This is a genomic window from Mycobacterium sp. (assembly GCF_035314665.1).
Taxonomy (GTDB): Bacteria; Actinomycetota; Actinomycetes; order Mycobacteriales; family Mycobacteriaceae; genus Mycobacterium.
This window is the reverse complement of the sequence record NZ_DATFZD010000437.1, coordinates 1-20,806: the sequence shown is the minus strand read 5'-3', so window position 1 is coordinate 20,806 and position 20,806 is coordinate 1. Positions and strand designations below refer to the sequence as shown.

The window sequence follows — 20,806 nt, the reverse complement described above, 5'->3', positions numbered from 1 at the left end:
GGATATGCGCTGCCGCGTTGAGCCAGAACCGCGAACGTCACGCTGGGGTGGCCGTCGCCTACGAGCGTCGCGCTAGCGTGACGCTCGACGCAAATGCTGAGCCACCTAGGAGAATCGAACTCCTGACCTGCTCATTACGAGTGAGCCGCTCTACCGACTGAGCTAAGGTGGCGTGCCCTCCGGGGCGGGACGAGTCTACGGCAGGGCCGCTTGCCCACCCAAGTTCGCCCGGCGACGATCCACAGCGCGCAGCGCGATGAGGTGGGGGCTCCTCCCGCTTGCAGGGGAGAGTCGGGCAATCAAGCGTCAGTCGCGCAGCGCCTGACCGATCGTGGCGACCATGGCGTCGACGGCGAATTTGGGTTTGACGTTGACCGCCAGCGCTTCACGGCACTCCAGCACGGATTCGATGCAGCGCAGCAACCGCTCCGGTGTGACGTGGGCGGCCATCGCCGCGATGGGCTCTGCCATGTCGGGGTGGTTGCGCCGCACGGCGCCGGCGTCGGCGGCCACCAGCAGCGCGTCCCGGAAGTAGGTCGCCAGGTCGATCAACGCGCGGTCCAGGGCATCTCGCGACGCCCGGGTCTGACGCGACTTCTGCCGTCGCTCAAGGTCTTTGATCGCGCCGGTGGCACCGCGCAACGCGCCGGCAGTGCCCTTGCCGGTGCCTCCGGCGCCCAGCGCGGTGCGCAGCTCCTCGGTTTCGGCCTCGTCGCGCCCGGCGGTCAGCGCCGCCGCCTCGGCCTCGGCGGCGGCGACCAGAGCCTCGGCGGCGCCGTACGCCTTCGATCGGGTGGCCGCGTCGCGGGCCAGCCCTAACGCCTGCAGCCGCCGCTCGCGCGCCTCCGGGTCGGTGGCCAGCCGCCGCGCCCGGCCCACATGGCCGCCGCTGACCGACGCCGCCCAGTTCGCGGTCTCGGCCGTCAGATCGTCGCCCTCGATCAGGACCTGGGCGATGGCATCGGGAGACGGCGTCACCAGCGCGATATGCCGGCAGCGGGACCGCAGCGTGAGCGCAATATCTTCGGGATCCACCGACGGCGCGCACAGCAGAAACACCGTCGACGGCGGCGGCTCCTCAACAACTTTGAGCAAGGCATTCGCCGCGCCTTCGGTCAGCCGGTCGGCGTCCTCGATCAGCACGATCTGCCAGCGGCCCGTGCTCGGCCGGCGGGACGCGATCTGGACGATCGCCCGCATCTCGTCGACGCCGATGGACAGTCCTTCGGGGATGATCCGGCGGACGTCCGCATGCGTGCCGGCCATCGTCGTCGTGCAGGCGCGGCATTCTCCGCAGCCGGGCACCCCATCGGACGTGCACTGCAACGCGGCCGCAAAGCACAGCGCCGCGATCGAGCGCCCCGAGCCCGGTGGACCGGTGATCAACCAGGCGTGCGTCATCGCCGCGGTGTGAGCCGAATCACCGCGGGCCGCCGAAGCGGCGGCCACCAGGTCGGCTTCGACGGACTCCTGGCCAACCAGCCGTGTGAATACCCGCGACATCACCGGCAACAGTACTGATGACCGCTGACAACTCCGCAACGTAACCGGCTGTACACGGAACGTTTCGGCTACTTTTTCGTCGCTGACGACCGATACGGTGGGTTGGTGAGCAGGGCGGCGGAACTTCCTCGGCGGATCAGCGGATTCGTCCAGTGGTTTGTCCGCACGCCGTGGCCGGTTTTTACGCTGAGCCAGCTGCAGGCCGACATCATCGGCGCACTGCTGGTGCTGGGCTTCCTGCGCTACGGTCTGCCACCCGAAGATCGCATCGAGCTGCAAAAACTACCGGCCCTCAACCTGGTTACCTTAACCGCGTCAATCGTCGTGCTGTTCCTCGTCGGAACCGCGATCAGCGCGCGTTTGCTGGTGCCGGTGTTCCGGTGGCAACGCCGCGACAGTCTGCTCACCGACACCGACCCCGCCGCCACCGAGCTGGCCCGCAGCCGCGCGCTGCGAACGCCGTTCTACCGCACGGTGATCAACCTGGCGTCCTGGTGCATCGGCGGCACGGTCTTCATCATCGCCAGCTGGCCGGTGGCCAGCCATGCCGCGCCGGTGGTGGCCGTCGCCATCGCCCTGGGCGCCACCGCCACCGCCATCATCGGCTATCTGCAGTCCGAGCGGGTGCTGCGCCCGGTGGCCGTTGCCGCGCTGCGGGGCGGGCTGCCGGAGAACATCCGGGCATCGGGTGTCATCGGGCGCCAGATGCTGGCCTGGGCGCTGTCCACCGGGGTGCCGCTGCTGACGATCGTGCTGACCGTGGTCGCCGACAAGGCGTCGTACCTGCACGGGCCGCCGGAGAAGCTGTTGAACCCGATCCTGCTGCTGGCATTGCTGGCGTTGGGCATCGGGCTGGCCAGCACGCTGCTGGTGGCCATGTCGATCGCCGACCCGCTGCGCCAGCTGCGCTGGGCGCTCGGCGAGGTACAGCGCGGTAATTACAACGCGCACATGCAGATCTACGACGCCAGCGAGCTCGGCCTGCTGCAGGCCGGCTTCAACGACATGGTGCGCGACCTGTCCGAACGACAACGGCTGCGCGACCTGTTCGGCCGCTACGTGGGTGAGGACGTCGCCCGACGCGCCTTGGAGCGCGGCGCCGAGTTGGGCGGTCAGGAGCGCGATGTCGCGGTGCTATTCGTCGACCTGGTCGGCTCCACCGAGCTCGCGGCGACGCGACCACCCGCGGAGGTGGTGCTGCTGCTCAACGAGTTCTTCCGGGTGGTCGTCGACACGGTGGGCCGGCACGGCGGATTCGTCAACAAATTCCAGGGTGATGCCGCGCTGGCCATCTTCGGCGCACCGATCGAACACCCCGACGCGTCCGGCGGCGCGCTGGCTGCGGCGCGTGAGCTGCACGACGAGCTGCTCCCGGTGATCGGCTCCGCGGAATTCGGTATCGGGGTGTCCTCCGGGCGCGCCATCGCCGGCCACATCGGCGCACAGGCTCGTTTCGAGTACACGGTGATCGGTGACCCGGTCAACGAGGCCGCACGCCTCACCGAGCTGGCCAAGCTTGAAGCCGGCCACGTGCTGGCGTCGGCCGTCGCGGTCAGCGGCGCCCTTGACGCCGAAGCGCTGTGCTGGGATGTCGCCGAAGTCGTCGCGCTGCGTGGACGCAATGCCCCGACTCAACTAGCCCGGCCGCTGAACCTGGCCGCGTCGAAAGAGGTGTCAAGCGAAATTGGCAGCTAGCCGACTGGCGGCGGGGGGCTGGACGGCACCGTGGTCAGGTCGCTCGGCGCCGGGCCCGTGGCCGGGTCGCCACCGAGGTTCAACAGGTCGCTAAGGCCCGGCACGCTGGACGGCTGGTCGCCGCTGAGGACTCCGGCATCGGACTCGGTGATGTTCTGCACCACAACCGGAGTCTCCAATCCGTACATGACCTGCAACAAGTCAGCAACGGAGGGGCTGTTCACATCCGGATTCTCGTGCGTGTTCCCAGAGAGTTGCACCGCGGGCACCTGGATGTCGCGTAGCGGCGGCGCCGCGGGGGCGGCGATGATCACGCTGAGGCCACCGAGCGCAACACCAGCGGTGATGCAGTGTCGGATAGCGGTCCGCATGTCTCTCCCTACGCGCCACCGTGACCGTTTCACAGCGGACGTAGGTAACTGTACCTGAGAACAGGCTGAGAATCACCACTCTTTTGGCAAGAAGATGGAAAAAGAAATCTAAGGAGCTCTGAGCTCGGGCTTTTCCCGCTCAAAGCGACGACGGTCAGGTCCGCTTGGCGGCTTTCTTCGCCGGCTTTTTGCCCGCGGCCTTTTTGGCGGTCCGCTTCACGGGGCCGCGGGCCCGCCGGTCGGCGAGCAGTTCCGCGGCGCGCTCGTCGGTGATCGACAACACGTCGTCGCCTTTGCGCAAACTCGCGTTGGTCTCGCCGTCGGTGACATACGGGCCGAACCGACCGTCCTTGATCACCATCGGTTTGCCCGACGCCGAGTCATTGCCCAGCTCGCGTAGCGGCGGGGCCGCGGCACCCTGCCGACCACGACGTTTCGGCTCCGCGTAGAGCTTCAGCGCTTCCCCGAGAGTGATGTCGAACATCTGGTCTTCGGTGGCCAACGAGCGAGAGTCGCTGCCGCGCTTGAGGTATGGGCCATAACGCCCGTTCTGCGCGGTGATCTCCTCATTGGAGTCGGGGTCGACGCCGACGACGCGCGGCAGCGACAGCAGCTTCAGCGCATCGTCCAGCGTGACGGTCTGCAAATCCATACTGCGCAGCAGCGAACCCGTGCGCGGTTTGGGGCCGGTGGGTTTCTTGCCCTTCTTGGCCGTGACACCGTCGGGGTCATCGGGGGGCTCCGGCAGCACCTCGGTGACATATGGCCCGTAGCGACCGTCCTTGGCGACGATCTCGTGACCGGTCTCCGGGTCCACACCGAGGGTCCGGCCCTCCTGGGGCGTGGCGAAAAGCTGTTCGGCCACTTCCAACGTCAGCTCGTCGGGGGTGAGTGTGTCGTTGAGGTTGGCCCGCTGCGGTTTCAGCTCGCCGTCGTCACCGAGCACCATCCGTTCCAGGTAGGGCCCGTTCTTGCCCACCCGCACATAGATGGTGCGTCCTTCGGCGTCGTCGAAGAGCTTGATGGAGTTGACTTCTCGGGCGTCGATCCCCTCGAGGTTGATCCCGACCAGCTTTTTCAGGCCGCCCGACCGCGCCACCGAGTCGGCCACACCGTGGTCGCCGCCGAAGTAGAAGTTGTTGAGCCAGTTGGTGCGATGCTCGTTGCCCGACGCGATCTCGTCGAGTTCGTCTTCCATCGCGGCGGTGAATCCGTAGTCGACCAGCCGACCGAAATGCTGCTCCAACAACCCGGTGACGGCGAATGCCACCCACGACGGCACCAGCGCGCTGCCCTTCTTGTGCACGTAGCCGCGGTCCTGGATGGTTTTGATGATCGACGAATAGGTCGACGGGCGTCCGATGCCGAGCTCTTCGAGCGCCTTCACCAGCGACGCCTCGGTGTAGCGCGCAGGCGGGTTGGTCGAGTGGCCGTCGGGGGTGAGCTCGGTGGCGTCCAGCCGCTGCCCCTCGGTGAGCTGCGGCAGCCTGCTCTCGGCGTCATCCGCTTCGCCGCCGGCCAGTTCGTCCACGGTTTCCACGTAGGCCTTGAGGAAGCCCGCGAAGGTGATCGTGCGCCCGCTGGCAGAGAACACCACCTGCTGGCTTCCGGATTGCCCGGCGATCCGCAGGCTCAGCGTCGTGCCCCGGGCATCGGCCATTTGCGAGGCCACCGTGCGTTGCCAGATCAGCTCGTAGAGCCGGAAGTCGTCGCCGTCGAGTTCGCGGCGCACCGCGTCCGGGGTGGCGAACGTGTCACCGGCCGGCCGGATCGCCTCGTGCGCTTCCTGCGCGTTTTTCACCTTGCGGGTGTACTGGCGCGGCGACGGGTAGACGTACTCCTCGCCGTACAGCTGGCGGGCCTGGGTGCGCGCGGCATTGATCGCCGACTGCGACAGCGTGGTCGAGTCGGTACGCATATAAGTGATGTAGCCGTTTTCGTAGAGGCGCTGCGCGATGCTCATCGTCCGCTCGGAGGAGAACCGCAGCTTGCGGCCGGCCTCTTGCTGCAGCGTCGAGGTCATGAAGGGCGCATAGGGGCGCCGGGTGTAGGGCTTCTCCTCCACCGAGGCCACCGACAGCTGCGCGCCGCGCAGACCCGTGGCCAGCTCATTGGCACGCGACTCGTCGAGGACCACAACCTCGTCGGGCTTGCGCACCGTGCCGAGCGAGTCGAAGTCGCGTCCGGTCGCCACCCGTAGGCCGTCGACGTTGGTGAGCCGCGCGGTGAAGGTGGGCGGCTGGGCTTTCGGGTCGGACACGCTGGCGTCCAGCTCGGCGACCACGTCCCAGTAGGCGGCGCTGCGGAACGCCATGCGATCGCGCTCGCGCTGCACGATGATGCGGGTGGCTACCGACTGGACCCGGCCCGCCGACAGCTTGGGCGCGACCTTCTTCCACAGCACTGGGCTGACCTCGTAGCCGTACAGCCGGTCCAGGATACGGCGGGTCTCCTGGGCGTCGACCAGGTCAATGTCCAGGTCGCGCGGGTTCTCGGCGGCTTCCAGGATCGCCGGTTCGGTGATCTCATGGAAGACCATCCGCTTGACCGGGATGTTGGGTTTCAGCGTCTCCAGCAGATGCCAGGCAATCGCTTCGCCCTCGCGGTCACCGTCAGTGGCCAGATAGAGCTCGTCGACGTCTTTGAGCAGGCCCTTGAGTTCGGTGACCGTGCTCTTCTTGTCCGGGCTGATGATGTAGAGCGGCTCGAAGTCGGCGTCGACGTTCACCCCGAGCCGGGCCCACGGCTGTGATTTGTACTTCGCGGGTACGTCAGCAGCCGCTCGCGGCAGGTCACGGATGTGCCCCCGAGAGGACTCAACGATGTAGTTCGCGCCCAGGTAGCCGGCCAATTTGCGCGCCTTGGTCGGCGACTCGACAATGACGAGTCGCCGCGTGCGTCCATTACGGTCGGCGTCAGCCACCTGCGTTTACGCTCACTTTCCACTTCTCTTCTTCGGCCCTAGCCGTCTGTAGACTCGAGCCAGTCCCGCTGGCGCAGGTCCAGCGACCAGCCGACTCCTGAAATTCAGGTTCTGCGGCGCCCGCGGGCCCTGCGAACACCTGACAATGTGGCACCCGGGATGGGCCGACGCAAACCGACCCCCCGTTTACGGCCGGTCCAATCACCGCTAATTATGCGGCCAGTAAGGCAACGCCTCGATAGCGTTGGGCGGTTCCCCGACGCTTTCTACCAGGCGCGAAAGCCTACGCCGGCCGCTGATTCGCAGCGCCGGCCGAGCCCCGCGAGTGCCGATCAAGGTCGGCGCGATCCCGACCCGCATCAGGGCCGACGCCAGGGGTGAATGGGTGTCCGGAGCGTGCGGATCCAGACCGAGCAGATAGCGGTCGGCCTCCGGGGTGCCGGCCGCCAGTATCCAGGCCCGCAGCTCCCGTGGCCCGGGCAACCAGACCGCAGGGACGGTCTTCACCGCGCCGCGGGTCCAGTCGTCGGCGATAGCACGCAGCCGTGGATCGACCGCGGTCCGTACCAGCGGAGTGTTTTCGTCGGTGTGGGTGATTTCGGCCACCAGACCGGCCTCGTCGATCATCTCGGCCAGCGCCTCGGCCCGCCAGGGCTGATCGACGACCACCGACAGCCTGGCCCCACCGCCGACCGTCACGATCTGGCCCGCGGCCGCCAGCACTCCGGTGAGGTCGCCGACCGCCGGCGGCACCGACTCCGCCGAGAAGAAGGACAGCTGGCTCACGTCACCGACAGTAAGCGCCCGCATGACGATGTGCGCCATGGCGCGGCGGCGGTTCCCGCGCTATTCATCCACCTCGAGCTGTGGTCGCCCCGCTCCGGCTTGCTGGTGCCGTGGCGCAGCCGACGGGCTCCCCCCATATCGGACAGCGAGAACCCCCCGACCGAACCCGGTAACTCCGGACCGCGCGGGGGGTTGTCGTTAGAGGCTGCTCAGATGGAGCGAACGCCCGTGGCCTGGGGACCCTTGGGGCTTTGCCCGACCTCGAATTCGACCCTCTGGTTCTCCTCGAGGGTGCGGAAGCCGGTTCCCTGGATCTCCGTGTAGTGGACAAACACGTCGGCCGAACCGTCCTCGGGGGCGATGAAGCCGAATCCCTTCTCCGCGTTGAACCACTTCACAGTTCCCTGTGGCATTTCCTGATCTTTCCTTTACTACTCGGGTGCGGTGCACCGCCTTTCGGTGCTCCGGGCCCGTTCCGACCGCTATACCTTGCCGAGTCGCCGGAACTTCACCCGACCTACACCCTCGCAGGAACCGCGGCCGCAACGTCGATCCTGCGAAAGTTTTACACGAACACAGAAGCTGCGACCGCAAACAGTCAACCATGTTCGTCGCGTCTGCGACAGCTTCAGGTCATCAATTCAGCTACCACCAGGTAAACAATTCAGGTGAGAAGCCAAAACACCTGGCCGCAGCATCGCCGCCGGTAGGGGTGTTTGGCAACTGACTGACCCCAGGAGGGCGGACATGGTGACGTTCGGCAGCGAACTGCTCGCCGCCGCGGTCGCCGGCAGCGAGCCGGGAGAACACCCGCTGCGTCACGTCGCCGAGCTGCCGTCAAGGCACGGCCGCACGCGTCCGTGGCCGGCATGGGCCGAGCCGGACGTAGTGCGCGCGTTCAGCGACCGCGGCATCGGCTCGCCGTGGGCGCATCAGGTTGACGCGGCAGATCTAGCGCATGCCGGCCGTCACGTGGTCATCAGCACCGGCACGGCGTCGGGGAAATCGCTGGTCTATCAACTTCCGATCCTCAACGCGCTGGCGACCGACCCGCGGGCCCGGGCACTGTACGTATCGCCGACGAAAGCGCTTGGCCACGACCAGTTGCGGGCCGCGCACGCACTGACCGTTGCGGTACCCCGGCTGGGTGACGTCGCACCCACGGCCTACGACGGCGACAGTCCCGCCGAGGTGCGTCGCTTTGCCCGGGAGCGCTCCCGGTGGCTGTTCTCCAACCCCGATATGGTCCACCTGGCGCTACTGCGCAACCATGCTCGGTGGGCGGTATATCTGCGCAACCTTCGCTACCTGGTAATCGACGAATGCCATTACTACCGCGGTGTTTTCGGCTCGAATGTGGCGATGGTGCTGCGTCGCTTGCTGCGGCTGTGTGCGCGCTACTCAGCCCACCCGGCCGCTATGCCGACGGTGATCTTCGCCAGCGCGACAACAGCGGAGCCCGGTGCAACGGCCGCCGAGCTGATCGGTCAGCCGGTCGAAGCGATCACCGAGGACGCCTCACCACAGGGCGCCCGCACGGTCGCGCTGTGGGAACCGGCCCTGCGCGAAGACCTCATCGGCGAAAACGGCGCTCCGGTGCGACGATCCGCCGGTAGCGAGGCGGCACGAGTGATGGCCGACCTGGTCGCCGAGGGGGCCCGCACTCTGACATTTGTCAGGTCGCGTCGGGGTGCCGAATTGACCGCGGTGGCAACCCGTGCACGACTCGAAGACATCGCCCCAGAGCTGACCCAGACGGTGGCGTCGTATCGGGCGGGTTATCTGCCCGAGGACCGCCGCGCGCTTGAACGCGCGCTGCTTGACGGACGGCTGCGAGGTCTCGCCACCACCAACGCCCTGGAGCTGGGTATCGATATCGCGGGGCTCGACGCGGTGGTATTGGCCGGCTTTCCCGGAACGGTGACGTCGTTTTGGCAGCAGGCCGGCCGATCCGGGCGACGTGGTCAGGGCGCGCTGGTCCTGTTGGTCGCCCGCGACGATCCGCTGGACACCTATTTGGTGCATCACCCTGCCGCGCTGCTGGATAAGCCGATCGAGCGGGTGGTGATAGATCCGGCCAACCCATATATTCTTGGCCCGCAATTATTGTGTGCCGCAACGGAATTACCGTTGGAAGACGCCGAGGTGCGGACGTTGGGCGCCGAGGCGGTCGCGGAGGGCCTGGTCGACGACGGGCTACTGCGACGCCGTTCCGGCAGGTACTACCCGGCGCCGGGCGTGGATCCGCATCCGGTGGTGGACATTCGGGGGTCGACGGGCGGCCAGATCGTCATCGTGGAGAGCGAGACCGGCCGGTTGCTGGGGACCTCCGGTGTCGGTCAGGCCGCCGCTTCGGTGCACCCCGGGGCGGTCTATCTGCATCAGGGTGAGAGTTATGTCGTCGATTCGCTGGACTTCGACGAGGGCATGGCCTTCGTTCACGGTGAAGATCCCGGATATGCAACGTTCGCCAGGGAACTCACCGACATCGCGGTCACCGGAGCGGGTGAACGGCGTGTCTTCGGAGCGGTCACGCTGGGCCTGGTACCGGTGAGCGTCACCAGTCAAGTCGTCGGCTATTTGCGCCGGCGGCTGAGCGGCGAGGTCATCGACTTCATCGAGCTGGACATGCCGGCCTACACCCTGGCCACCACTGCGGTGATGTACACCATCACGCCAGAGGCTTTGCACCACAACGGGATTGACGCGCTGCAGATCCCAGGATCGTTACATGCCGCCGAGCACGCCGCGATCGGGCTGCTGCCCCTGGTGGCCAGTTGCGACCGCGGTGACATCGGCGGCTTGTCCACCGCGGTCGGCCCCGAGTCCGCCGGACTGCCGAGCGTCTTCGTCTACGACGGCTATCCGGGCGGGGCGGGCTTCGCTGAGCAGGGTTTCCGCCGGGCGAGCATTTGGCTGGACGCCACCGCCGCCGCTATCGAGGCGTGTGAATGCCGGGCGGGATGCCCGTCCTGCGTGCAGTCACCGAAATGCGGCAGCGGTAACGAACCACTGGATAAAGCCGGGGCCGTGCGCGTCTTGCGCTTGGTGCTCACAGCGCTGGCTCACGAGGGCGAGACAGAGCGATGACGACCGACCCCTCGACGGTCGACATCTACGTCTCTGTGTTGTGGCAGCAGCCCTGAAAGCATTTCCTCGCTGCTGAAGAAACGCGCACAGGCCGAAGTGACAAAACGCTGCGGCGAACGGTCGGACAGCACAATCCGTTCGCAATGCCAATGGGCGCAGCAGCAAAATACCCGGCCGCGATGACCTGTGCAAGTCGCTCGCTGATGTATGAAGGTCACCCTGAGGTTGACCGTGGTCGAACTTCGCCTGATTGGGCAGTACGGCAACGAGTTATGCGCTGCCAGGCCGGTAAAGTGGCGAAGCATGGCCCGCGACTGGCTGCTTGTGGAAACGCTGGGCAAGGAACCGGCTGTGGTAGCGCTGGGCCGTCAATTGCGAAATCTCGTTCCGATTACCGCGTTTCTGCGGCGAAATCCGCATCTTGCTGCCATCCAGAGCGCAATCGCGGAGTCGTTGCAAACCAGCCAAAGCCTGGTCAGCATCACGCCGAAGAATAACCGAGTTATCCGCACCGAGCCGGTGTTGATGTCCGACGGCCGCATGCACGGTGTGCACATCTGGAGCGGGCCCGCTGACGCCGAACCGCCGGAGCGGCCGATCCCGGGCCCGTTGAAGTGGGACATGACCCTCAAGGTGGCCACCGACACACCGGAGTCACTGACCAACACCGGCAGGAATCTCGAGCTCGAAGACCCGGAGCGTCGCGCGTTCGCGGACAGCTGGCCAAAGGGTGAACTCAAGCCCAACGAGGGCAGAGCGCTCGCGGCGGCGGTCAAGTCGCAACCCGGGCACACCCTGTGCGACACCTGGGACAGCACCGATTGGCAAGGCAATCCCATCCGGGTGAGCTTCGTCGCCCGCCACGGACTCGAGCCGGGGCCCGACGGCCGCGACCACGTGATCGCGCGGGGGATGAACTGGCGCGCCGAACCGGCCGACTCGGCCCACCCGTCCGACCGGCTCGCGCAGCGGATCCTGCACGGGTTGGCCCAGCCCGGTGTGCACCGGGCGTTGTTCGATCCGAACAACTGGACCCTGTTGAAATGGCTCGACGAGCCCTGCCCCTTCTATGACTGGCGAGGTATGGAGACCGATGCCCAGCGGATGCATCCCAGCGACGTGGCGAGGATGGCCACGATGACCGCGGAGTTCGCCGGCGGGGCCACCAGCGGGGTATTGCGGATGCCGGGCCAGGACGGCGGCTGGGTTCCGGTGCATGTGACCGTCAACCAGGTGGAAGTCGAGCAGGAGACGTTCGCCGGATTGGTCTCGTTGCGGTTGCCCACGACAACTGAACTCGCGGACGCGGGCCTGTCCGATCCCGATCCAAGCGCCGACTAAGCCCGGTCGGCCGGGCCTGCGCGGGCAGCGGCCCGCGCACTGCCCGATCGAGCGACGGCGAGGCGCAACTCGGTCGTGACAACGATGTCCAGGTCGTCCACGGCGCAGCCGGTGGTGCTAACCCGCATCTCGCTGGCCACCGCTTTCGCCTGCGCGCACGCTGTCTCGGGTCCGGCCGCCAGCCGCGCCGCGCCAGCCAGCGCAGCCAGATCGGCCGCCGCCTGGGCCCGATGGCGCGCTATCACGGCAGAGCCCAGATACGCGCTACCGCCGGTGACCGACAGCAGCACGGCCACCATCGCGGCCGCGACTACGGTCGCTGATCCCTGCTCACCGCGACGGCTCCACCGCCGACACGCCGCTAGCGCTGATCCCGAGCCTGGGCAGCAGATTCGACCGGGCGGTGACCGTCGCGACGACGAACTCGCCGTCGCGACGCAGCTGCACCCGGGCGCCGCCGGGCGCGATACCGCGGGCGGCGCTGACCGCGGAGCGCTCATCACCGCGCGCGGCCAACCGCGCGGCCTCGCGGGCAGCGTCGATGCAGCGGACCTGCATCGACACCGCCGTGATCCCGGCCAGGCATAGCACCAGCACCGCGACCAGCGTGACGACGCCCAGCGCCGCCTCCACGGTGCTCGAGCCGACATCGTCGCCTACGCCTTGGTGTTGAGCGCGCGAGCGATGATGTTGGTCAAGGCCGAGACGACAGAGTCGCCGGTCACGACCGTGTAGAGGATCGCAGCGAACGCCGCGGCCGCGATCGTCCCGATCGCGTACTCGACCGTGGACATCCCGGCCTCGTCCACCGCCAACAGCGTCGCACGCGCTCGCAGCACACGAAACACGTTGGTTAACTTCATATTTCCCTCCTCCGTTACTACGCGCAGAGCTCACCCGCGCGATCACAGCAAGCCTGACTGCAGTAAGTCACCGGCCAGTCCGGCCACCACCGGGACGATGCCCAGGCACACGAATGCGGGCAGGAAGCACAGTCCGAGCGGACCGGCGATCAGCACCCCGGCCCGCTCGGCCGTCGCCGCGGCCACGTGTGCGGCGTCCTGTCGGCACTGCGTCGCAAGCGCGGCCACTGCCTCGGCGAGCGCCACGCCCGAGGCCGAAGACCGTCGCGCCAGCCGCAGCAACGCATCGGTCTGGGGATCGACCGAACCGGGCGGCAGATCCGGCGGTGCCGACCATGCGACGCCCGGGTCGGCGCCCAGCGCCAGCAAATCGGCGGCGCGACACAACACTCGGGCCAGCAGCGGAGGCGCCGACGGCGCGGTCGCTGCCGCGGCGGTCGACACTGCCATGCCGGCCGCCAGACAGACCGCCAGCACATCCAGGCTCGAGGCCACGGCCAGTGGATCCGGTCCACGTGCCGGTCGCCGCGTTGTGGCGGACGCGCGGGCCGCCATCGTGGCCCGCGCCCGCACCCTCGACGGCCGGGCGCCACTCAACAAAGCGACGGCCAGTAGCAGCGCAGCCGTGCTCATGGGCGCCGCTCCTTCTCATCGCTGCGCTCTGCATCGTCACCGGCGCGGCTCATCGGCGCCGCTCCTTCTCATCGCTGCGCTCCGCATCGTCGCCGGCGCGGCTCACGACGCCGCCCGATCGGTGATGCGGTCCGACCAGAGCAACCCGCCGCAGACCAGCGTCACGCCGACCACCAGCAGCCAGCCGCCGACATGCCCGGCCAGCAGGAAGGCCACCGGGTCCGCCCCGATGAGTTGGCCAAGCGCCACCGAGAGCACCGGCAGGCCCGCCAGAATCGCTGCGGTGGCGCGGGCGCCTGCCATTGCCGACATCACCTGCCCCGAGAACCGCTGGCGCTCAACGATATCCCGTTGCGCCGCGCGCATCAGGGTGGACATCGCCAGACCGTGTTCAGCCGCCAGCTGCCAGCACACCGCGAGCCGATCCCATTGCGCCGGCAGCGCCGAGGTTTGCGCGACGCTGCGCAAACCGGCAGTGACGTCGGCACCCAAGCGGGCGCGGGCCGCCACCGCACGACATGAGTCCGCGACCGGCCCGGCTGTTTCATCCGCCGCTACGGCGAAGGCCTGCGCCGGGTGGGCACCGACGCGCAGTTCGCCCACCAACACATCGATCGCGGTTTCCAGCTCGCGGCTTTCATCCAACCCGCGACGGCTACGGCGACGGCACCGGTAGCGGAGGCCTGCCGTTGCGGCGAATACCGCGGCGGCCAGAACCGTTGTCAGCGGCAGCAATACGACACCGGCGGCTCCAGCGCACACAGCGAGCCAGCCCACGAACCGCGCAGGCGACCGACGGGGTCGGCGGGTGGTGCGGGCAAGTCGTCGACGTGGCGACGACGGCGACACCAGCAGCGATGCCGACAACGCCAGCGCTGCTACGGATGCGGTCATCTCGATGTCCGGCTCTGCAACAGCCGGCGCAAGCCGGCGGCCTCGTCGGTCAGCCCACATTCGGCGTGCCACACGGTGACCGCGCCGACCCTTCCGTCGGTTTGACGCAGCACGGCGATTTCGCTGAGTCGCCGCCGCCCGGCGCGATCGCGGGCAACGTGCAAGAGCACCTGAACAGCCGCGGCCAATTGACTGTGCAGCGCAGCGCGATCCAGGCCGCCGAGAGCGCCCAACGCCTCCAAGCGAGCCGGCACCTCGCCCGGATTGTTGGCGTGCACCGTGCCCGCACCGCCGTCGTGTCCGGTGTTCAGCGCCGCGAGCAGATCGACTACCTCGGCGCCCCGGACCTCGCCGACGACGATGCGGTCCGGCCGCATCCGCAGCGCCTGCCGAACGAGTTGGCGCACCGTAACTTCGCCCACGCCTTCGACATTGGCGCATCGGGCAACCAGTCTGACCAGATGCGGATGCGGCGGCGCCAGCTCCGCGGCGTCCTCCACGCACACGATCCGCTCGTCGGGCGCCACCGCGTTCAGCATCGCCGCGAGCAGTGTCGTTTTGCCCGCTCCGGTGCCGCCGGATACCAGAAACGCCAACCTGGCGGCGATGATGTCGGCGAGCAGCGTGGCGGCCGTCGGTGCGATGGCGTCCGCGGCGATCAGCGCCGACAAATCTTGAGTGGCCGGCCGCAGCACCCGCAACGACAAGCAGGTGCCGCCGACGGCGACCGGCGGCAGCACGGCATGCAGCCGGATCGCGAGGCCTCCGGCACCCACGCTGGTCAGCTTGCCGTCCACCCACGGCTGCGCGTCGTCGAGACGACGACCCACCGCCAGCGCCAGCCGCTGGGCCAAGCGTCGCACAGCGGCTTCATCGGCGAACTGAACGTTGGTGCGCCGCAGGCCGTTTCCGTCGTCGACCCATACCGCGTCGGGTGCGGTGACCAGCACGTCGGTGGTGCCGTCCGCGCACAACAATGGCTCGAGGATCCCGGCACCGGTCAGCTCGGTCTGCAGTACCCGAAGGTTGCTCAGCAGCTCGGTGTCGCCGAGCACCCCACCGGATTCGGCCCGGATCGCGTCGGCCACCACCATGGGCCGCAACGGCGCGGATTCCGTCGCCAGCCGCTCACGCACCCGATCGATCAGGGAACCGGTCATGCCGCCCGACTCTCCGCGCGGGCCGCCGGGTGCGCAGGCAGCAAAGCCAGAACCCGCCGAGCCGCCGCAGCCAGCGCAGAGCGCCGACCCAACCGCAGGCCGCCGTGTTCGAGCTGCTCGGCCAGCCGCGGATACGGCTTCATCGACGCCAGCAGTGGTACGCCGGCGATCGCGGCCACCTCCTCCGCCCGCAGGCCGCCCGGCGACGGTCCACGCACGACCAGCCCGACGTTGGGATTGATGCCGGTGAGCACCGCAGCGATCGTCGCCGTGGCCGCACATGCCCGCACGTCGCACGGGCTGACTACGACGACGAGATCGCTTGTATCCAAGGCAGTTTGAGCAGCGTCAGTCAATCGACGCGGCAGGTCGCAGACCACGGTGGCCCCGCCGCGGCGGCCGGCGTCGACGACGGCGTCCACGGCTCCGGCGTCCAATTCGTATCCGCGGCGGGTGCCGGACAGCATGCACATCCCGCGGTGTCGCGGAAGCGCCTCGCGCACCGCCGACCAGTTCAGCCGTCCGCCTTGCAATGCCAGGTCGGGCCAGCGCACGCCGGGGGTGGTTTCGCCGCCCACCAACAGGTCGATGCCACCGCCCCACGGATCGAGATCGACCAGCAACGGGTCTAGGGCCACCTGTGCCAATGCCGCGGCGAACAGCGACGCACCCGCCCCGCCGCGCCCACCGATAACCGCGACTACCTCGCCGTGGGCGCCGTCGCCACGCGCAAATTCGCCGGCATAGGCGAGTTCGCGGACCAGATCGCGCTCTTGGGTGGGCAGCCTGAGCACGTGCCGGGCACCGACCTCGATGGCAGCGGCCCATGTCGCCGACGCCGGCTCGCCGCCCGTCACCACGATCACGTGTGCTCGGCGCGGCTGTCCCGTGCGTGCGCATCCTTCCGCCGCACCCTCGTCGAGCACCACCGCGGCGGCCGCCGACCACGTTTTCCTGCTGATCGGTGATGTGTGGCCGGCGTGGACGACGCGCATGCCGACGGCCGCCGCGACGCGCTCGACCTCGTCGCGCAGTGCGGGTTCGGCCAACACGGCCAGGATTCCGCGGGCGCCGGTGGGGGTGGTCATTGCCCCACCGTGCCCGGGCTCGACGCTGTGGCGCCAGTCACGAACAAGGATCTGTGGACAACGACTGGTCTGTGCACAAACCGGGGCCTGCGCTCATCAAGATCGGCTGCACCGCCGGCGAGATTTACCCGGGAAAAGGGACGACCCCCGCCAGGGGGGGAGGAGGCGAGGGTCGTCGTGTATCAGCCCCGGGGGGTCGGGCTGATACACCCTCGGCTAAGCCGAGTACTGCTTACTATACACATGACAGCATCTCGCAGCGCAAGTGCTGAATTAAGTTGCGCGCATGGCATTTGGTCACGTTATGCCAGGACAGGGCGGTCGTAACGAGCAACCGAACGCCTGCTGACCGGGCGTTTTGCGGGCCACCTCGCGATTTGCCGCGCGATCCACCTATGCTGGGGCGGTGACCGTCCCGGACTTGGCCGCTGACCAGCAAACATCACCGACAAGCACCGGTCCCACCCCCCGCACCGCGGCGTTCTTCGATCTTGATAAGACCATCATCGCCAAGTCCAGCACGTTGGCATTCAGCAAACCTTTCTTCGATCAGGGATTGATCAACCGGCGCGCGGTGCTCAAGTCCAGCTACGCCCAATTTCTGTTCCTGCTATCCGGCGCCGACCACGATCAGATGGACCGGATGCGCATCCACCTGACCAACATGTGCACCGGCTGGGACGTCGAGCAGGTCAAGTCGATCGTCAGCGAAACGCTGCACGACATCGTCACGCCGCTGGTGTTCGCCGAGGCCGCGGACCTGATCGCCAGCCACAAGCTGTGCGGCCGCGACGTCGTGGTGGTGTCGGCGTCCGGCGAGGAGTTGGTCGCCCCGATCGCACGTGCGCTCGGCGCCACCCACGCGATGGCGACCCGGATGGTTGTCGAGGACGGCAAGTACACCGGGGACATCGGGTTCTACTGCTACGGCGAAGGCAAGGTGCAGGCGATCCGCGAGTTGGCCGCGCGTGAGGGGTATCCGCTCGAACACTGCTACGCCTACTCCGATTCGATCACCGACATCCCGATGCTCGAAGTCGTCGGCCATCCCAGTGTCGTCAACCCTGATCGGGCCCTGCGTAAAGAAGCGATCGCCCGCGGCTGGCCGGTGCTGGCGTTCTCGCGGCCGGTTACGCTGCGCGACCGCATCCCGGCACCGTCGGGAGCCGCACTCGCCACGACCGCCGCGGTGGGCGTCAGCGCATTGGCTGCCGGGGCGCTGACCTACTCGCTGCTCCGCCGGCTCTCGCTGTAGCGGCGTCGCCGTCGGCCCTCCAGCAAACTTCTGCGGATCACTGGCCGATATCAGTTCAGCGTTGTCAGGGCATTGGAAGCTAATTGACTCTTGCTGTGACCGGAGTCACGTAGTACAAAGGAGGCACGGAAGCCCGGTGAGGCCAAGATCGATCCGGAAGAGAAGGGCTCGATCTCCCGAAATCGGGTAACCCAGCACGGTTCCCGGCACCCACGCGGAGTCACAGCCGCGAAAATGGCAGAAGTGTTGCGGGCCTGCGTAATTGCGTAAAGTAGACGGTGTCGACGGCCTCTTGGGTGGGGTTGCAGCCGAAAGCATCGCAAGATCGCCGAGGCCACCCACGCAGCCTACAGTTGCACGCTTGGTAACCGAGTTCCGTGCTAGCGGGCGGCGAGCCGAAGTCCTTCGGATCGTCGCCCGCTTTATTCGTCTGGACGGTTCGTCCGGGCCGCTGGGCCGCGCATGACGACGCGGTTCCGCAACCTCATTCAGCAAGCGAATCGGCAATCGACACAGCCTCTTGCGCGCCGGCGCGCAGCGCCCGGCAACACAGCACCAACCACGTGGCCATGCCGTCGGGCGTCCCGGCCGCGAAGCCGCGCGCGGCCTCGCGATATTCGCCAGCGCGACGCATCCAGCTGACCTCCGGAACGCCCAGCCCGTGCGGGTCAAGCCCGGTGGCAATCGTGACGAGCCGCGACACCGCCCGTGCCACCACACCGTCGGCGCTACCAAACGGCGCCAGGGTCAGCAGTTCGCCGTGGGCGACCGCGGCGATCACCGGGGCCGACGCCCGGGTACCGCCGGTGACGATTTTCGCCAGCAACTCGAGACGGGGCCCGACATCGGCGTCGGCACGAGGCCGGCCCAACCGGCTCTCGTCGACCAGGTCAGCGGCGGCAAGCATATGCAGCCGGGCCAACGCCTGCAGCGGTGCCCGCTGCCACACGCCGACCAGGGTTGTCTCGCCGCCTTCGAGTGCCTGCGCGACGCGCAGCGCACCGGCGAACACCGGATCGCCGGCCGCGGAAACGTCCAGCTGCTCGTCCAGTTTCAGCCCGCCGTCGAGCACCGCCGACGCCCTGGCCGCCCGCAGCGCCGCCTCGGCGGCCGTCACCGGCCAGCGCCGCAGGTTGGCCCGATGCCGATGGGCTCGGCCGAGCACGTCGCGGGCCTGGTCGCTGGCGGCGGCGACACCGGGCAGCTCCATCAGCCGAGCCAATGGGTCAGACGTCACGAGCGCCGCTCCTCCTCATCGCTTCGCTCTGCATCGTCGCCGGCGCGGGTCACGAGCGCCGCTCCTCCTCATCGCTTCGCTCTGCATCGTCGCCGGCGCGGGTCACGAGCGCCGCTCCTCCTCATCGCTTCGCTCTGCATCGTCGCCGGCGCGGGTCACGACCTGTCAACATACGGTCTGGGAATCGCCGCCAACAGTTGGCGGGTGTAGTCGTGCCTCGGCTGGGTGAACACCTCGTCGGTGGACGCGTGCTCAACTACCCGGCCCGCCTTCATCACCAGGACCTCATCCGCGATCTGCCGAATGACTGCCAAGTCGTGACTGATGAACAGATAACTCAGGCCCAGCGCATCCTTGAGCTCGGTGAGCAGTTCGAGTATCTGCGCCTGCACCAGGACGTCGAGTGCGGAGACGGCCTCGTCGCAGACCAGCACCTCGGGCCGCAACGCCAGCGCTCGCGCGATCGCGACGCGTTGGCGCTGTCCACCCGACAACTCGCGGGGACGCCTGTCCAGCACCGACAATGGAAGCGCCACCTGTTCGACCAACTCTTGCACCCTCGCGCGCCGTCCGCGGCGGTCACCGACGCGGTGAATCCGCAGCGGTTCCTCGATGGCACGGAACACCGTGTACATCGGATCCAGGCTGCTGTAAGGGTTTTGGAAGACGGGCTGCACTCGCCGGCGAAACGCCAGGGCCTCGCGCCGGTTCAGCGCGGCAACGTCGCGGCCGTCGAAAGTGACCGTCCCAGAGGTCGGCGCAAGCAGACCGAGCACCATCCGGGCCAGGGTGGATTTCCCCGATCCGGATTCGCCCACAATCGCCAGTGTGGTCGCTTTGCGCAGACGAAACGACACGTCGTCGACAGCACGGAATTCCGCTTTGCGCCATGGTGTTCCGTGGGTTGACCGGTAGGTCTTGGTGAGCCCGACCGCGACCAGGAGGTCGCGCGTGTCGGCGTCGGCGGCAGTGCGCGGTTGCGCCGACGCCTTACCCGCCGGGTGTATGGACGGTGCGGCGGCGACCAATTGTTGAGTGTAAGGATGCTGCGGGTCGGTCAAGATCGATTGCGCTGCACCGGTTTCTACGACGCGGCCGCGATGCATGACGACCAGCTGTTCGGCCCGCTCGCCCGCCAGCGCGAGATCGTGGGTGATCAACAGCACCGCGGTGCCTAGTTCCGCGGCCAGCTGCTGCAGATGGTCGAGCACCTGCCGCTGCACGGTGACGTCGAGTGCGGACGTCGGCTCGTCGGCGATCAGCAGCCGCGGCCGGCCCGCCAGCCCGATCGCGATCAGCGCACGCTGACACATCCCACCGGACAGCTGATGCGGATACCGTCCGACTTGGGTCGGCGGGTCGGGCATCCCGACGTCGTCGAGCAGTTGCAGCGATCGTCGCCTTGTGTCACTGATGTTGTTGGCGCGCAGGGCCTCCCGGATCTGGAAGCCGACCTTCCACACCGGGTTGAGGTTGGTCGTCGGGTCCTGCGGCACGTAGCCGATACCAGTCCCCCTGATCGCGCGGAGCCGACGCGGATCTGCCGATACGATGTCGACGCCGTCGAACACGATGCGACCGGCGGTGATTCGTCCGCCCGGTGCCAGCAGTCCGAGGATCGCCGCCGCGGTCGTCGACTTTCCCGAGCCCGATTCACCGACGACGGCTACGGTCTGCCCGCTGCGCACCGACAGCTCGACATTGCGGACGGCGGGAGCATCGTCGCCAAACCTGACTTCCAGGCCGGCGACGTTCAGCAGCGCCTGCCCGCCGGCCGGGCTCATGCGCCGCTCCTCCTCATCGCTGCGCTCTGCATCGTCGCCGGCGGTCACGACCGCCACGTTCGTGAGGTCGATTCCAGGACGTCACGCAACGCGTCGCCCATCATCAAAAACGCCAGCACCGCAAGCGCAAGCGCCCCGGCGGGATAGAAAAGGATCGGCGAGCCCGCCCGCAGCCGCGTCTGC

18 protein-coding genes, 1 tRNA gene and 1 pseudogene are annotated in these 20,806 nt (G+C 68.0%); 4 read left to right on the top strand and 16 right to left on the bottom strand.

Going from position 1 to position 20,806, the window contains the following annotated elements; all coding sequences use genetic code 11:
* Positions 1-99 precede the first annotated feature (99 nt).
* Positions 100-172: transfer RNA gene (locus VKI00_RS31855), tRNA-Thr, on the bottom strand.
* Between the two features lie 134 nt (positions 173-306).
* Positions 307-1,503 carry a DNA polymerase III subunit delta' gene (locus tag VKI00_RS31850; RefSeq protein ID WP_324447197.1) on the bottom strand — a complete coding sequence of 399 codons (1,197 nt, stop codon included), beginning with the start codon at positions 1,501-1,503 and terminating at the stop codon, positions 307-309.
* Positions 1,504-1,551: 48 nt separating this feature from the next.
* Between VKI00_RS31850 and VKI00_RS31845 the strand changes: the two genes are divergently transcribed.
* A complete protein-coding gene (locus VKI00_RS31845) occupies positions 1,552-3,198 on the top strand; it encodes an adenylate/guanylate cyclase domain-containing protein (RefSeq protein ID WP_324447205.1) in 1,647 nt (548 codons plus the stop codon).
* Here the strand turns inward: VKI00_RS31845 and VKI00_RS31840 are convergent.
* From VKI00_RS31840 to cspA, 4 genes are all read right to left on the bottom strand, one after another.
* The gene (locus tag VKI00_RS31840) at positions 3,195-3,569 is read right to left on the bottom strand and encodes a hypothetical protein (protein ID WP_324447195.1); all 375 of its coding nucleotides are present in this window, start codon (positions 3,567-3,569) and stop codon (positions 3,195-3,197) included. The two genes, VKI00_RS31845 and VKI00_RS31840, sit on opposite strands and share 4 nt — an antisense overlap.
* A 154-nt stretch (positions 3,570-3,723) precedes the next feature.
* The gene (gene topA / locus VKI00_RS31835; protein WP_324447193.1) at positions 3,724-6,492 is read right to left on the bottom strand and encodes a type I DNA topoisomerase; all 2,769 of its coding nucleotides are present in this window, start codon (positions 6,490-6,492) and stop codon (positions 3,724-3,726) included.
* A 207-nt stretch (positions 6,493-6,699) separates the two neighbouring features.
* Positions 6,700-7,278, bottom strand: a complete 579-nt coding sequence (locus VKI00_RS31830) for a hypothetical protein (protein ID WP_324447191.1) — start codon at positions 7,276-7,278, stop codon at positions 6,700-6,702.
* Between the two features lie 209 nt (positions 7,279-7,487).
* Positions 7,488-7,691, bottom strand: a complete 204-nt coding sequence (cspA, locus tag VKI00_RS31825; protein WP_083088599.1) for a cold shock protein CspA — start codon at positions 7,689-7,691, stop codon at positions 7,488-7,490.
* 334 nt (positions 7,692-8,025) lie between these two features.
* Here cspA and VKI00_RS31820 point away from each other — a divergent pair, with 334 nt between their 5' ends.
* Positions 8,026-10,368, top strand: a complete 2,343-nt coding sequence (locus VKI00_RS31820) for a DEAD/DEAH box helicase (RefSeq protein ID WP_324447185.1) — start codon at positions 8,026-8,028, stop codon at positions 10,366-10,368.
* A 303-nt stretch (positions 10,369-10,671) separates the two neighbouring features.
* Complete coding sequence (locus tag VKI00_RS31815; protein ID WP_324447183.1) at positions 10,672-11,709, top strand: PAS domain-containing protein; 1,038 nt, start codon at positions 10,672-10,674, stop codon at positions 11,707-11,709.
* Here VKI00_RS31815 and VKI00_RS31810 read toward each other — a convergent pair.
* From VKI00_RS31810 to ssd, 7 genes are all read right to left on the bottom strand, one after another.
* Positions 11,706-12,008, bottom strand: a complete 303-nt coding sequence (locus VKI00_RS31810; RefSeq protein WP_414687350.1) for an Rv3654c family TadE-like protein — start codon at positions 12,006-12,008, stop codon at positions 11,706-11,708. The genes VKI00_RS31815 and VKI00_RS31810 overlap by 4 nt on opposite strands.
* A 31-nt stretch (positions 12,009-12,039) precedes the next feature.
* Positions 12,040-12,342, bottom strand: a complete 303-nt coding sequence (locus tag VKI00_RS31805; protein ID WP_414687349.1) for a TadE family type IV pilus minor pilin — start codon at positions 12,340-12,342, stop codon at positions 12,040-12,042.
* Positions 12,343-12,365: 23 nt separating this feature from the next.
* On the bottom strand, positions 12,366-12,572 hold the full coding sequence (locus VKI00_RS31800; RefSeq protein ID WP_324447181.1) for a DUF4244 domain-containing protein: 207 nt from the start codon (positions 12,570-12,572) through the stop codon (positions 12,366-12,368).
* A 42-nt stretch (positions 12,573-12,614) separates the two neighbouring features.
* Entirely contained in the window at positions 12,615-13,205 is a 591-nt protein-coding gene (locus VKI00_RS31795) for a type II secretion system F family protein (protein WP_324447179.1), read from the bottom strand.
* 102 nt (positions 13,206-13,307) lie between these two features.
* Entirely contained in the window at positions 13,308-14,099 is a 792-nt protein-coding gene (locus tag VKI00_RS31790; RefSeq protein ID WP_324447177.1) for a type II secretion system F family protein, read from the bottom strand.
* Positions 14,096-15,259: a TadA family conjugal transfer-associated ATPase gene (locus VKI00_RS31785; protein WP_324447175.1), complete on the bottom strand. Its 1,164-nt coding sequence runs from the start codon at positions 15,257-15,259 to the stop codon at positions 14,096-14,098. The genes VKI00_RS31790 and VKI00_RS31785 overlap by 4 nt, the downstream gene beginning before the upstream one ends.
* The gene (ssd, locus tag VKI00_RS31780) at positions 15,256-16,311 is read right to left on the bottom strand and encodes a septum site-determining protein Ssd (protein WP_324447201.1); all 1,056 of its coding nucleotides are present in this window, start codon (positions 16,309-16,311) and stop codon (positions 15,256-15,258) included. Before ssd ends, VKI00_RS31785 begins: the two co-directional genes overlap by 4 nt.
* Before the next feature lie 442 nt (positions 16,312-16,753).
* On the opposite strand from ssd, the gene VKI00_RS31775 reads away from it, so the two are divergent.
* A complete protein-coding gene (locus VKI00_RS31775) occupies positions 16,754-17,602 on the top strand; it encodes an HAD-IB family hydrolase (RefSeq protein ID WP_324447173.1) in 849 nt (282 codons plus the stop codon).
* A gap of 484 nt (positions 17,603-18,086) precedes the next feature.
* Here VKI00_RS31775 and VKI00_RS31770 read toward each other — a convergent pair whose 3' ends face one another.
* From VKI00_RS31770 to VKI00_RS31760, 3 genes and pseudogenes are all read right to left on the bottom strand, one after another.
* Entirely contained in the window at positions 18,087-18,839 is a 753-nt protein-coding gene (locus VKI00_RS31770) for an oxidoreductase (protein WP_324447171.1), read from the bottom strand.
* A gap of 155 nt (positions 18,840-18,994) precedes the next feature.
* Positions 18,995-20,623 (bottom strand): ABC transporter ATP-binding protein, encoded by a 1,629-nt coding sequence (locus VKI00_RS31765; RefSeq protein ID WP_324447199.1) that lies wholly within the window; start codon positions 20,621-20,623, stop codon positions 18,995-18,997.
* 44 nt (positions 20,624-20,667) lie between these two features.
* Positions 20,668-20,806, bottom strand: a pseudogene (locus VKI00_RS31760) (ABC transporter permease); the annotation flags it as partial.